We start from the raw sequence: 12,898 nt of genomic DNA, 5'->3' as shown, positions 1-12,898 counted from the left end.
TTAAGTGTTGTAAAGTTCGACTAATGTAACGTACTATAAAATATAATATTTCTTAATAATTCGCTTTTTAGGTTGACACATCTATACCACCCTTGTTAATATGGTCTTGTAACGGACGGCGACACCCTGGGTGTCGATAAACATGGGACAGGTTTTGGAGGCCAAGATCATGAAAATCTTAAAGATAATCGTGAAACTGAATCCAATCATATAGATAGTCATTTACGCTCTCTTTGCGCCTAGCGAAGAGGGCGTTTTTAATCTACAAGTCACCGATAAATGTGACAAAAGTGTATAAGCAATATATTCAAATGACAAACGGGGAGCAGGTATGACAGCATCCGCAGGGGGATGTTGTCAAATAGATTTATCGAAAATTGGAGGGTAAGAAATGAAGGTTGGCATTCTAATGGGAAGTGACTCAGATCTAGCAGTTGTTGAGAAGGGTCTAAGTGTATTCAAGAAATTTGGTGTCGAGTATGAAGTGCGCGTTATGTCAGCACACAGAACGCCTGATCTAGCAGTGGCATTTGCTGAAAGTGCTGAAGAAAGAGGCATTGAAGTTCTTATTGGCGCTGCGGGTAAGGCAGCTCATTTACCAGGTGTGATTGCGGCACTGACAACACTTCCTGTCATAGGGTTACCGATTAAGTCATCCACTATGGATGGACTTGATTCACTTCTATCAATCGTTCAAATGCCATCAGGCATTCCAGTTGCATCCGTTGCAATTAACGGTGCGGAAAATGCAGCACTTCTAGCGGTTCAAATTCTAAGTGTAAAATATCCAGAACTCAGAGAAAAAATGAAAGCATACAGAGTGGAAATGAGACAAGCGGTTATTGAAAAAGATAAGAATATCCAGTCTAAAATCTAGTTGAAAGTGTCCACAAATAAAACAATACCCAAGTTGCAGTCTTATGTTATTTGGGTATTGTTCATGTTCTTGGCATTTGTAGAGTCACAAGCTATTTAATACAAGCTATAAGTTGGACGGACTTGGTACAAATACACATATCGTATAGGAGGATAATTATGAACAAACTGGAAATGCTATATGAAGGCAAGGCTAAAAAAGTTTTTAAAACAGACAAGACATCTGAATACATTGTAGAGTATAAAGACGATGCCACAGCTTTTAACGGGGAGAAGAAGGGGCAAATTTCTGAAAAAGGTCTTATCAACAACCAAATGTCAGCCATTATGTTCGAAGCCCTAGAAGAAAAAGGTGTGCCAACACATTTTGTAAAATTGCTTAGTGAAAGAGAAATGCTTGTGAAAGCCGTTAAAATTCTACCGCTTGAAGTGATCATTCGTAATGTGGCTGCAGGCTCATTCTCAAAGAGACTTGGTGTGGAAGAAGGCTCTGCCCTTGCAAAGACTGTCCTAGAGTTCTGCCTAAAGGATGATGACCTAGGCGATCCGCTTATTAATGACGACCATGCCCTTGCTCTTGAACTGGCAACGGAAGCACAAATTGAAACAATTAAGAAATACGCACATCAGGTCAATGACCTTATGAAGGAATTCTTTGATGATAGAGGCATTAAACTGATAGATTTTAAACTAGAATTTGGTCTATTTGAAGGAAAAGTTATTCTGGCTGACGAAATCTCACCTGACACATGTCGTTTCTGGGATAAGGAAACAAACAAAAAGCTTGATAAGGATAGATTCCGTCGTGACCTTGGTGAAGTTGAGTCAAGCTACTGGGAAGTACTTAAACGTGTAAAGAACAAGTAATGGAGGCCCCAACTATGATGCCAAATCATGATATTCTCGACGATCACCTACATGAAGAATGTGGCGTGATTGGTATATACGCACCAGAGCAAGAGTCCGTGGCACAAATGCTTTGTTTTGGGCTTGTGGCTTTACAACATAGAGGACAGGAAAGTGCCGGCATTGCTGTGAAAAATGGCGGTGGCGTGAAATATTACAAGGAAATGGGTCTTGTTCAAGAAGTGTTTTCGGATGATATTATTGAAAAACTTTATGGTGGTGTTGGTATAGGACATGTCCGCTACTCAACAACAGGTGAGAGCTATGTCAGCAATGCCCAGCCCCTTGTTGTCCATCATAAGGGGGGCAGTATTGCTCTGGCCCACAATGGCAACCTTGTCAACGCAATGGAAATTAGAGACGAGCTTGAAGACAAGGGCACCATTTTCCAAACATCCATTGACTCAGAGGTTATTGCCAATCTTATTGCTCGAAACTTCAAGATGGGATACAAGGAAGCGGTCATTCAGTCCTTAAGACTTGTTCAAGGGTCTTTTGCCCTTGTTATTATGTGTGATGACAAGCTGATTGGCGTACGTGACCCTTACGGGCTAAGACCTCTGATTTTAGGTAAGAATGAAGATGGCTATGTCATGGCATCTGAAAGCTGTGCCCTTGATGTTGTCGGCGCGCAAGTCATTCGTGATATTGAACCGGGTGAAATGGTTGTTATTGACGAAAACGGTGTGGAGTCGATCATGTACAGCGAGTCTTGTACAAAGGCACTTTGTTCCTTCGAATACGTTTACTTTGCAAGACCTGATAGTGATATTGAAGGGCGTAATGTATACTCGGCAAGACATAAGGCGGGACAAATCCTAGCAGAAAACTACCCAGTGGATGCAGATCTTGTTATTGCTGTACCTGACTCAGGGACGGCAGCGGCCATAGGCTACGCTGAAAAATCGGGCATTCCATTTGGAATAGGCATGATAAAGAACAAGTATCTAGGTCGCACATTTATCCAGCCAGACCAAAAGGCAAGAGAACTTGCTGTAAGACTTAAGTTGAATGTTTTAAAGGACAATGTTCGTGGAAAAAGACTGGTGCTGGTGGATGATTCCATTGTGCGGGGCACAACAATGAGCCGAATTGTTGACATGCTTAAGGGCGCAGGCGCTCTAGAAGTCCATGTGCGCATCAGTTCACCTCCAGTAAAATATTCATGTTACTTTGGTATAGATACACCGACGAGAAAACAACTTGCCGGTGCAGATAAGACCATTGATGAAATTTGCCAAATGATAGGGGCAGATAGTCTTGGTTATATTGATATTCCAGGTCTTGTTGAGTCCATCGGCAAGTCAGGAGAACTTTGTTCGGCATGCTTTAGCGGTAAATACCCAATGGCTGTTCCTAAAATAGATTCAAAGTTTGTTTTCGAAAAACGCTAGGAGAGAGAATTATGGATAATCGTCAAGCATACGCCGAAGCCGGCGTGAATGTGGAAGAAGGCTATAAAGCAGTAGAGCTTATGAAAGAACATGTTCGCAGTACATTTAGCGACCGAGTGATTGGTGATTTAGGAAGTTTTGGCGGATTGTTCAGACTGGGATCTTATGAGGACCCTGTCCTCGTTTCAGGAACAGATGGCGTGGGAACCAAATTGAAAATAGCTTTTTTAATGGATAAGCACGACACAGTGGGTATTGATCTTGTAGCCATGTGTGTGAATGATATTCTTTGCCAAGGTGCAGAGCCTTTATTCTTCCTTGATTATATTGCCACAGGCAAGCTTCAAGCGGAAAAGGCGGCCCACCTGGTGAGTGGTGTTGCTCATGGCTGTCGTCAGTCAGACATGGCCCTGCTTGGTGGTGAAACTGCTGAAATGCCTGGGTTTTATACAGAAGGCGAATATGATATGGCAGGCTTTGCCGTAGGCGTTGTGGAGAAAGACAAGATCATTGACGGCAGCAAAATTAAAGACGGAGATGTCCTTATAGGTCTTCAGTCGAGCGGTGTTCATTCCAACGGGTATTCTTTGGTCAGAAGAATCTTTTTAGATCAAGGGAAAATGGATATGACATCAGTGGTCGGAAAATCGGGAAAGACGCTTGGAGAGTATTTAATAGAACCAACAAAGATTTATGTAAAAGGGGTCAAGGCCCTTCTTGATGCAGTGGAAGTCCATGGCATGAGCCACATTACGGGTGGGGGCTTCCATGAAAATATTCCAAGAATGTTGCCGCAAGGCCTTCAGGCGAATGTCAAAGAGAGCAACTGGGAAAAACCAGAAGTGTTTGAACTGATTCAAGCACACGGGAATCTGGAAACCCTTGAAATGTTCCATACTTTCAATATGGGCATTGGTTTTGTTGCTGCAGTTTCAAAAGCAGATGCAGACAAGGCATTAAAGGCCCTTAACGAAGCAGGGGAAAAGGCCTTTGTTATCGGTAATATTGAAGCTGGTAATGAGGGGGTTGTATTGTGTCCTTAAACTTTGCAGTTTTTATTTCAGGGGGCGGGACCAATTTACAGGCCCTTATTGATGCCGTTGAGTCAGGTCAAATTGATGCCAATTTGACCTTGGTCATCTCAGATAGACAAGGGGCTTATGGCATTGAAAGAGCAAAAAAGCATAATATACCATGTATGGTTTTAAATAAAAAAGACTTTGATGGCTTGAAAAATCGCGATGAAAGAATTATGGAAGTCTTAGAAAATCACAAGATTGACTTTATAATGCTTGCTGGCTATTTAAGCATTCTAACGGAAAAACTTGTGCAGAAATATGAAAAACGTATAATAAACATACATCCAGCCCTCATTCCAAAGTATTCTGGAAAGGGCTTTTATGGCGATGTGATCCATAAAGCTGTGCTTGACAATGGAGATGAGGAAACAGGGGTAACCCTTCACTTTGTCGACGCGGGAGTGGATTCTGGACCGGTCATCGTTCAGGAGAAAGTCAAGGTGGCAAAGGGAGAAAGTCTGGAATCACTTAAAGCTAAAATTCACGCTTTAGAACACAAGCTCATAGTAGAAACAGCAAAAAACTTTTCAGCAAATAGACATAAAATCTAAAACGAAAATCATAAATTAACAAAAAATCTGGAAGTGTCTTGAGCGTTTAGCAAAACGGCATATAAGTTTGACATACATATTTTGCTGGCGCCTGAGCAAATAACTGGGGTAAGAAAATCGGAGGGCTTAAGAAATGGTACAACGTGCGCTAATCAGTGTGTCCGACAAAACAGGCATAGTCGAGTTTGCGACATCACTTGCTGAAATGGGTGTGGAACTTATTTCAACAGGTGGAACGGAAAAACTACTAAAAGAATCTGGAATCGATGTGAAAAATATCAGTGAAATCACAAATTTTCCTGAATGTTTAGATGGTCGTGTGAAAACCCTTCATCCAAAGGTCCATGGTGGAATTTTAGGAATTCGAGACAACGAAGACCACCAAAGGCAAATGGACGAACTTGAAATCCTTCCAATCGATATGGTGGTTGTGAACTTGTATCCATTTAAAGAAACGCTTTTAAAACCGGATTCAAGCCACCAGGATATTGTTGAAAATATAGATATTGGCGGTCCAACCATGCTGCGGTCAGCGGCAAAGAATTACAATGATGTGGCCGTGATCACTGATCCGGCTGATTATGATAGAGTTATAGAAGCCATGAAATCAGGTGCGATCCCTGCGGAAGTCAAAATGGAACTGGCTTGGAAGGTTTTTGAACATACAGCTCACTACGATGCCCTAATCGCTGGCTATTTCAGAGAAAAAACAAGTCAAAAACCGTCTAAAACCCTAACCATGACATGGGAAAAAGTACAAGACCTTCGATACGGTGAAAACCCTCATCAGTCAGCCAGCTTCTACAAAGAAGTAAAAGGTGCGGTGGGGTCTTTGTCAAATGCCAAACAGCTCCACGGCAAGGCTCTTTCTTTTAACAATATCAATGACGCCAACGGTGCCATTGAAGCTCTTAAAGAATACTCAGAACCCACTGTTGTGGCAGTGAAACACACCAACCCTTGTGGCATTGGTACGGGGAGAGAAATCTTTGAAGCTTATGAAAAGGCCTATGAATGTGATCCCACATCAATATTTGGTGGTATTGTAGCGGCGAATAGGGAAATTGATGCCCAGACCGCAGAAAAAATAAATGACATCTTCATCGAAATTGTTATTGCACCATCTTTTGATAAAAAGGCACTTGAAATACTAACAAGCAAGAAAAACATACGTCTACTGGAACTCAAGCAAATTACAGAGCGTGAACCAAGTGGTATGGATCTTAAAAAGGTTGGTGGCGGACTCCTTGTTCAAGACTCCAATGACCAGCTTATGAAGGACGAATTTGAGGTTGCAACTGAGCGTATTCCAACCAAAAGTGAAATGGAAGACCTTCTCTTTGCATGGAAGGCCGTCAAGCATATTAAGTCAAACGGAATTGTTCTGGCTAAGAATAACCAGACAGTGAGCCTGAGCCCAGGACAGGTGAGTCGAATTTGGGCGGTGGAACATGCCATATCCCAGGCCAATATTCAGGTCAAGGGCAGTGTTATGGCATCAGATGCATTTTTCCCATTTGGTGACTGCGTGGAGACAGCTGCAAAAGCAGGGGTAACTGCAATTGTTCAACCAGGAGGATCAGTTCGGGACCAGGAGTCCATTGACATGGCCAATAAATATGGAATAACAATGGTCTTTACGGGTATGAGACATTTTAAGCACTAGTACGCGGGAGTACAACTTAGGAGGCTATCATGAAGGTAATGATTATTGGCGGCGGTGGCCGTGAGCATGCGCTGGCATGGAAGTTTGCAAAGAGTGAACGTGTGGAGCAGGTTTTTGTCGCACCCGGCAATGGCGGTACAGCCATGATGGAAAAGGGCACAAATGTGGCTATTGCACCAGATGATATTGAAGGGTTGAAAGCTTTCGCCCTTGATGAAAAAATAGATTTGACAGTGGTTGGACCAGAAGTGCCCCTTGTGGCAGGTGTTGTTGATAAGTTCAAGCAGGCGGGGCTCAAGGTTTTTGGACCAGATGCAGAGGCAGCACGACTTGAAGGCAGCAAGGCTTATTCCAAACGATTTATGGAAAAGTACGGCATACCGACTGCCAATTTTAAAGTCTTTACAAATTTTGAAGAAGCTAAGGAAAATGTCGGCGTTTTTGGTTATCCAATGGTTATTAAGGCAGATGGTCTGGCAGCGGGTAAGGGTGTTGTCATTGCCAAAACGGAAGAAGAAGCCCTAGAAGCCATGGAAGACATGATGGTTAAGAAAATCTTTGGTTCAGCGGGAGAAACGATACTTGTTGAAGAATTTTTAGGGGGACTTGAAGCCTCCGTGCTGTGTTTTGTGGATGGAAAATCCATAGCCCCTATGGAGAGCGTTCAAGATTATAAGCGAATTTTTGATAACAATGAAGGTCCTAATACTGGTGGCATGGGCACTTATTCACCCAACTTGATTTATACAGATACGATTGAAAAGAAGGTCCATGATACAGTCCTTGAGCCCATTCGAAAAGGTCTTGAAATGGAGAACATGGACTATAAAGGTGTGATTTTTATCGGGCTTATGATAGACGGTAAAGACATTCGTGTTCTTGAGTTTAATGTTCGATTTGGTGACCCTGAAACACAAGCGGTTATGCCAAAACTCGAAAATGATATTGTTGATGTGACCGAAGCCATACTAGATCAGCGGTTAAGTCAGGTTAAATTCAAATGGAATCCAGAAACTTATATTTGTGTGGTACTGGCCAGTGAAGGGTATCCAAATTCGTATCCAAAAGGAAGAGCCATAGAGGGCCTTGATGACTGTGACCTTGTTTTCCATAGCGGAACAAAGTTAGAAGACGGGTCAGTTAAAACAAATGGCGGTCGTGTTCTAGGTGTTATTGGCAGGGGGATGAATATTAAGGAAGCCCGTACATCTGTTTATGGACAGCTGGAAAATGTGAAATTTGACGGTATGCAATACAGAACCGATATCGGCATGCTCATAAAAAACTAAGCGAACATTTGGGCAAGTTAAGACCCTAATTATGGGTCACTAAAGCAAAAAAAATGAAACCGGCATATGTGGAGGAGCCCACAGTGCCGGTTTTTGTCTGCCTAAAATAAAGGTATTTTATTGAAATTGGGCGACTGAAACCCTATAATGACAAAGGCGTTTATAAGTAAAGGCATACATAATAGGAGATGACGATGAAAAAACATAAGGATCTATTTATTATTGGGATCATCCTCATAGGATTATCCGTCATACTGCACTATGTACATTTCTTGATGTTTCATGATGCGCACCACTTATTTATATTTTTGGTGGCAGACATAGCTTTTATTCCTCTTGAGGTCTTCTTTGTGACAGTTGTCATTGACCGCATACTGGAAAAGCGTGAGAAAAGCCATTTAATCAAAAAACTGAATATGTTGGTGGGTCTATTTTTCAGTGAGTTCGGTCATGAAATGTTAAGGGTCTGTGCGGGGGCTGATTTAAAGCTGACTGAGGTAAAGGCAAATTGCAATCTTGACATGAACTGGAAGGAAGAAGACTTCGAAAAATTGGGCAAAAAATTAAAGGGACACAAGTATAACTTGGATGCCTCTCTCATTGATATTGGAGCACTTAAAGAAATGCTTGATAACAATAAGAATCTTATTATCACTCTTATTGCCAACCCCTCTCTCCTTGAGCATGACTCCTTCAGTGAACTTCTCATGGCTGTCATGCACCTTCAAGAGGAACTGGCCTTAAGATATGACGGTGGGCTCTCCGAGTTTGACCTAGAGCACATTCAGTTTGATATTGAAAGGGTCTACAAACATCTCGGTGTAGAGTGGACACATTATATGAAACACTTGAAAACGAACTTTCCATACCTGTATTTAACAGCACTGATTAACAACCCTTATATAGAAAAGGACCGTGTTGTATCAGAAAAAGAGTTAAGGGAACAAATGGCGTAACAAATCACCGGGGGGTATATATTTCATAGAAGTGGAGGTGGCGTATGGGTTTTAAAATACTGGTTGTAGATGATGACCATACAACTTTAAAAATCATGGAAGATATTTTGGCAAACTATGAAGTGAAAACGGTCGACAATGGCGAGGACATGTTAAAAATTGCTGAAAAGACCCCCTTTGATTTAATACTCCTTGATATTATGCTCCCCGATTATTCAGGCTATGATCTTTTTGGACAAATTAGGAGCATGGATCTGCATACTGATACCCCTGTTATTTTTGTGTCTGCCATGAGTGAGGGGCATGACATTCGTACAGGGCTTGAATATGGTGCTCATGATTATATAACAAAGCCCCTGAATGAAGATGTTATAATCAGCCGGATTGAAGCTGTTATTAAACGTACTGTCTATGAAAGGAACCTACTTTTTCAAGCCATGAATGACCCCTTAACAGGTGTCTATAATCGAAATTTTTTCTTTAAGCGAGCCAATGAGGAAATATCAAGAGCTTGTCGGCTGGGCAGTAATAATGCCATAGCCATGCTTGATATTGACCGCTTTAAAAATGTAAATGACAGGTTTGGTCACCAGGCCGGTGATTTTATCCTTAAGGCTTTTACAGAGGAAATTGAGAACCATATTAGAACCTATGATCTCTTGGCCAGGTATGGCGGTGAAGAATTTATTATACTCTTTGTGGACTGTAGCAAGTGGACAGCCCTTGAAATTGTCACCAGGCTAGGAAAGGTTGTTGAGGAAAAGTTTTATAAGTTTAAATCTTTCAATATAAACTTCACTTTTAGTGGCGGTATTTCTGATATGAAGGACTTTGACACCCGTGGCGTCACCATCGACGACTTGATTAAAGTGGCTGATCGAAGACTCTATTTGGCCAAGGAAGCTGGGCGAAACCGCATTGTAGAGTCGGAATGACGATCGTTACAAATCGACAACAAATTGTCCAAAGGTGTTTATTTTGATGATTTTATGGCATAATAAAGGGGGAAAACAACATATCAGTATACCTTGGCATACGGGGATATGAATGACTTGCCAAGATTCAGGAGTTGAAGTTAGATGAGAGACAATATCGAATCAATTATTCAGAATCTTTCGAAACGCAATATTAATGCACATTATTTTGAATCAGCAGCGGATGCGAAAGAAGCGATTCTGTCATGGATACCCAAGGATGCCACAATTGGCATAGGGAACTCCAGAACGGTTAAAGATCTGGATCTTTCTGCAACCTTATCTGAAAAAGGGCATATTGTTTATGATAAGACAACAGTCCAAACAGATATGGGAAAGAAACTGCTTAAGAAGAAGGCCTTAATGACTGACTGGTATATTACGGGCACAAATGCCCTATCAAGGTCTGGTCATTTGGTCAATATTGATCATAGTGGCAGCCGAGTTGCAGCCCTCTTATATGGTCCAGATAAAGTCATTGTTGTGGTCGGCATCAATAAGATTGAGAAAAATCTTGAAGATGCCCTAAACAGAGCACGAAATGAAGCAGCCCCAAGAAATGCCCAACGAACTGGCGCTGGGTCTCCTTGTATTGAAGCTGGGAAGTGTGTTGAATGTGAGGGTGAGACAAGAATTTGTAATGCCTTTGTTACACTGAGCGGCCAGTCAGACAGGGATAGAATGCAAGTTGTCATAATAAATGAAGCCCTTGGTTTCTAAAATAATTTGAATGTAAGAAGCAAAATAGAAGAAGTCATTTAAGTGGTAATTACTGCTTAGATGGCTTCTTTTATTTTGAAAAAGTGCTAGAATTTTAGGAAAAATTAACATAAAAATAAGCAAAAAAGGGGTATGAATCGGGTAGGATTAATTTTTGCTTTGAAAAGGAGGTCATAGTGGATCATCAAATAGAGAGATGGATGGATGAACTGACCCTCGAGGAAAAGGCTAGCCTTTGTTCAGGGCTTGATTTGTGGAAGACGAAGGCCGTTGCAAGACTGGGCATACCTTCATTAACCATTACAGATGGCCCCCACGGCGTTCGGCTGGCTGAAACCGGTATTATGAGTCAAATAAGGATTATGGCCATGGGGGTTGCGGATGCCATTGAGACATCAACAAAAAAAGCAACATGTTTTCCGACAGCTTCAGCTATGGCTGCCACTTGGAATATGGACCTCATCAACCACCTAGGGCAAGCTATGGGGCGAGAAGCAAAGGTGCTGGGAGTGGATCTTTTATTGGCACCAGGAATCAATATTGTCAGGACACCCTTAGGGGGAAGAAATTTTGAGTTTTTTTCAGAAGACCCAGTGCTTTCAAGCGCCTGTGGTATAGCCATGACGCGGGGTATCCAGTCACAAGGGGTTGGGGCAGTGGTCAAGCATCTTGTATGCAACAATTCTGAATACAGAAGGATGACAGTCGACATTGTCGTGGATGAACGAACCCTTCATGAAATGTATTTAAAGGCCTTCAAACGCCTTATTGACCATGAACCGCCCGCGGCTATTATGAGCGCTTATAACAAAATCAATGGGACCTACTGCTCCCAGTCAGAAGAACTTCTCACAAAAATCCTAAGGAACAAATGGGGATATGAGGGCATGGTTATTTCAGACTGGGCAGCCGTTTATGACAGGTTAAAAGCCTTGCAGGCAGGACTTGACCTTGAAATGCCAGGATTTGAAATGCATGATGAAGCTATTGTAGAGGCTGTGGAGACCGGTCGAATTGACGAAGCCATCTTAGACCGTTCTGTTAGAAGGCTTCTTAAATGTATTTTAATGAGAAATATGAAAGTGGGTGGCTCCGGACAAGCCTTAGAACACCATGGACTTGCGACTCATGCAGCGTCCGAATCCTTTGTTTTACTAAAAAATGAAGGCGTTCTTCCTATTGATAAAACCACCCTCAAGCGTCTTGTCTTGGTCGGTCGAGGTTGGAAGAATCCCCTTATTCAAGGACAGGGAAGCTCAAAAGTTAGACCAAAAGAAGTGGATGATCCAGTGGAAGCTCTGCACCGTGGTCTTGGAGACGCGGTGGAGCTTGTCCTTGTTGATGAAATCAATGAGGACACATCCAGGGAAATAGAAAAGAGCGACATGGCCCTTGTCCTGGTTTCAAATACAGGTCAAATGGATGGCAAGAGCAACTTAGATGGTGAAGGGGGAGATAAGGTTTCCATAAGTCTTCCTATGGAGCAGGAGTATTTGATTTCCAAGGTGAGCCATCTACAAGAAAATGTTATCGTAGGCATACAGGCTGGTGGGCCAGTTGATGTGTCTGACTGGGTGGATGAAGTCAAGGGTCTTTTCATGCTTTGGCTCAGTGGGGAAGGTATGGGACAGGCCCTTGCGGATGTCCTGACTGGGGTCGTGAATCCTTCGGGTAAACTTCCTGTAAGCTGGCCACTTTCAGAGGGACATACACCATCAGCCCTTCATTTTCCAGGGGAGAATGACAAGCTCTATTATAGCGACCGGTTCTTTGTAGGCTATAGGTATGCTTTAACAACGGGGATTAAGAGTCTTTATCCATTCGGTTATGGACTTTCCTATACAAGCTTTTGCATTGATGGTGCAAGGCTTAGTGGGCAGACCATATCTCCAGGTGAAGTCATTAAAGCCAGTGTAGGCGTATCAAACACAGGTGATAAACCGGGAAAAACCGTTGTACAGGTTTATAGTAGACGAACAGATGCCAAGGTCAAATACCCTTATAGACAACTGGTGGCCTTTGAAAAAATAGCCCTCCAACCGGGAGAAAGCAAAAGTGTGCAAGTGTCCATAGAGGCGGAAGATCTATCGTATTATAATGTTACAACCTCTGAATTTGAGTTGGAACCTGGACAAATATTTCTTGAGTTTGGTGATTCCAGTGAAAACATTCAAGTTTCTATAGCCATTGAAGCGAAGAACAGGAAAGAGCATAGGCCCTACTTGTCAAAGTATTCCTACTTAAGTGAATGGCTGGAGGATGATCAGGGCAAGGAGGTCCTCCTGGAGGTTATTAGACCCTTTATACCTCTTGATGAGGACATTTTAAACCATCCTATTGTGGCTATGTTTAGAGAAATGCCCCTTGTTAAACTTGTAAATTTCTCTGGGGGACTTGTGAGCGAGGATTTTCTAGACCATTTGGAATTGTCCCTGATAAAGAAGCGGGACAAGGATGAGGCCTAGGAAGACATAAGAAATAAGGCAT

At 42.3% G+C, this 12,898-nt stretch carries 11 protein-coding genes; all 11 read left to right on the top strand.

What is annotated here, in order from left to right; translation table 11 throughout:
* The first annotated feature begins 391 nt into the window (after nucleotides 1–391).
* The 11 genes from purE (at nucleotide 392) to ACQ4KW_RS18150 (ending at nucleotide 12,876) form a co-directional block, all read left to right on the top strand.
* On the top strand, nucleotides 392–877 hold the full coding sequence (purE, locus tag ACQ4KW_RS18200; protein ID WP_430883855.1) for a 5-(carboxyamino)imidazole ribonucleotide mutase: 486 nt from the start codon (nucleotides 392–394) through the stop codon (nucleotides 875–877).
* 158 nt (nucleotides 878–1,035) lie between these two features.
* Nucleotides 1,036–1,743 carry a phosphoribosylaminoimidazolesuccinocarboxamide synthase gene (gene purC / locus ACQ4KW_RS18195; protein ID WP_430883854.1) on the top strand — a complete coding sequence of 236 codons (708 nt, stop codon included), beginning with the start codon at nucleotides 1,036–1,038 and terminating at the stop codon, nucleotides 1,741–1,743.
* A gap of 14 nt (nucleotides 1,744–1,757) precedes the next feature.
* A complete protein-coding gene (gene purF / locus ACQ4KW_RS18190) occupies nucleotides 1,758–3,176 on the top strand; it encodes an amidophosphoribosyltransferase (RefSeq protein WP_430883853.1) in 1,419 nt (472 codons plus the stop codon).
* Nucleotides 3,177–3,187: 11 nt separating this feature from the next.
* A complete protein-coding gene (gene purM, locus ACQ4KW_RS18185) occupies nucleotides 3,188–4,219 on the top strand; it encodes a phosphoribosylformylglycinamidine cyclo-ligase (protein ID WP_430883852.1) in 1,032 nt (343 codons plus the stop codon).
* On the top strand, nucleotides 4,210–4,806 hold the full coding sequence (gene purN, locus ACQ4KW_RS18180) for a phosphoribosylglycinamide formyltransferase (protein ID WP_430883851.1): 597 nt from the start codon (nucleotides 4,210–4,212) through the stop codon (nucleotides 4,804–4,806). Before purM ends, purN begins: the two co-directional genes overlap by 10 nt.
* A 133-nt stretch (nucleotides 4,807–4,939) precedes the next feature.
* Entirely contained in the window at nucleotides 4,940–6,472 is a 1,533-nt protein-coding gene (gene purH / locus ACQ4KW_RS18175) for a bifunctional phosphoribosylaminoimidazolecarboxamide formyltransferase/IMP cyclohydrolase (protein ID WP_430883850.1), read from the top strand.
* Nucleotides 6,473–6,501: 29 nt separating this feature from the next.
* The gene (gene purD, locus ACQ4KW_RS18170) at nucleotides 6,502–7,761 is read left to right on the top strand and encodes a phosphoribosylamine--glycine ligase (RefSeq protein ID WP_430883849.1); all 1,260 of its coding nucleotides are present in this window, start codon (nucleotides 6,502–6,504) and stop codon (nucleotides 7,759–7,761) included.
* Between the two features lie 194 nt (nucleotides 7,762–7,955).
* Nucleotides 7,956–8,717 carry a hypothetical protein gene (locus tag ACQ4KW_RS18165; protein ID WP_430883848.1) on the top strand — a complete coding sequence of 254 codons (762 nt, stop codon included), beginning with the start codon at nucleotides 7,956–7,958 and terminating at the stop codon, nucleotides 8,715–8,717.
* A 44-nt stretch (nucleotides 8,718–8,761) separates the two neighbouring features.
* A complete protein-coding gene (locus ACQ4KW_RS18160) occupies nucleotides 8,762–9,652 on the top strand; it encodes a GGDEF domain-containing response regulator (protein ID WP_430883847.1) in 891 nt (296 codons plus the stop codon).
* A gap of 144 nt (nucleotides 9,653–9,796) precedes the next feature.
* Nucleotides 9,797–10,411, top strand: coding sequence for a lactate utilization protein (locus ACQ4KW_RS18155; RefSeq protein ID WP_430883846.1), 615 nt, complete (start codon nucleotides 9,797–9,799; stop codon nucleotides 10,409–10,411).
* A 176-nt stretch (nucleotides 10,412–10,587) separates the two neighbouring features.
* Nucleotides 10,588–12,876, top strand: coding sequence for a beta-glucosidase family protein (locus ACQ4KW_RS18150; RefSeq protein ID WP_430883845.1), 2,289 nt, complete (start codon nucleotides 10,588–10,590; stop codon nucleotides 12,874–12,876).
* Nucleotides 12,877–12,898: the final 22 nt, after the last annotated feature.

This window comes from Tianxiuia mixotrophica, assembly GCF_050596425.1.
Lineage (GTDB): Bacteria > Bacillota > Clostridia > Peptostreptococcales > Acidaminobacteraceae.
This window is presented reverse-complemented; position numbering and strand designations above follow the sequence as displayed.

Excerpts from the sequence above, each read along its gene's own strand:
- purE (WP_430883855.1), top strand. The coding sequence starts at position 392 with ATGAAGGTTGGCATTCTAATGGGAAGTGACTCAGATCTAGCAGTTGTT.
- purC (WP_430883854.1), top strand. The coding sequence starts at position 1,036 with ATGAACAAACTGGAAATGCTATATGAAGGCAAGGCTAAAAAAGTTTTT.
- purF (WP_430883853.1), top strand. The coding sequence starts at position 1,758 with ATGATGCCAAATCATGATATTCTCGACGATCACCTACATGAAGAATGT.
- purM (WP_430883852.1), top strand. The coding sequence starts at position 3,188 with ATGGATAATCGTCAAGCATACGCCGAAGCCGGCGTGAATGTGGAAGAA.
- purH (WP_430883850.1), top strand. The coding sequence starts at position 4,940 with ATGGTACAACGTGCGCTAATCAGTGTGTCCGACAAAACAGGCATAGTC.
- purD (WP_430883849.1), top strand. The coding sequence starts at position 6,502 with ATGAAGGTAATGATTATTGGCGGCGGTGGCCGTGAGCATGCGCTGGCA.
- ACQ4KW_RS18165 (WP_430883848.1), top strand. The coding sequence starts at position 7,956 with ATGAAAAAACATAAGGATCTATTTATTATTGGGATCATCCTCATAGGA.
- ACQ4KW_RS18160 (WP_430883847.1), top strand. The coding sequence starts at position 8,762 with ATGGGTTTTAAAATACTGGTTGTAGATGATGACCATACAACTTTAAAA.
- ACQ4KW_RS18155 (WP_430883846.1), top strand. The coding sequence starts at position 9,797 with ATGAGAGACAATATCGAATCAATTATTCAGAATCTTTCGAAACGCAAT.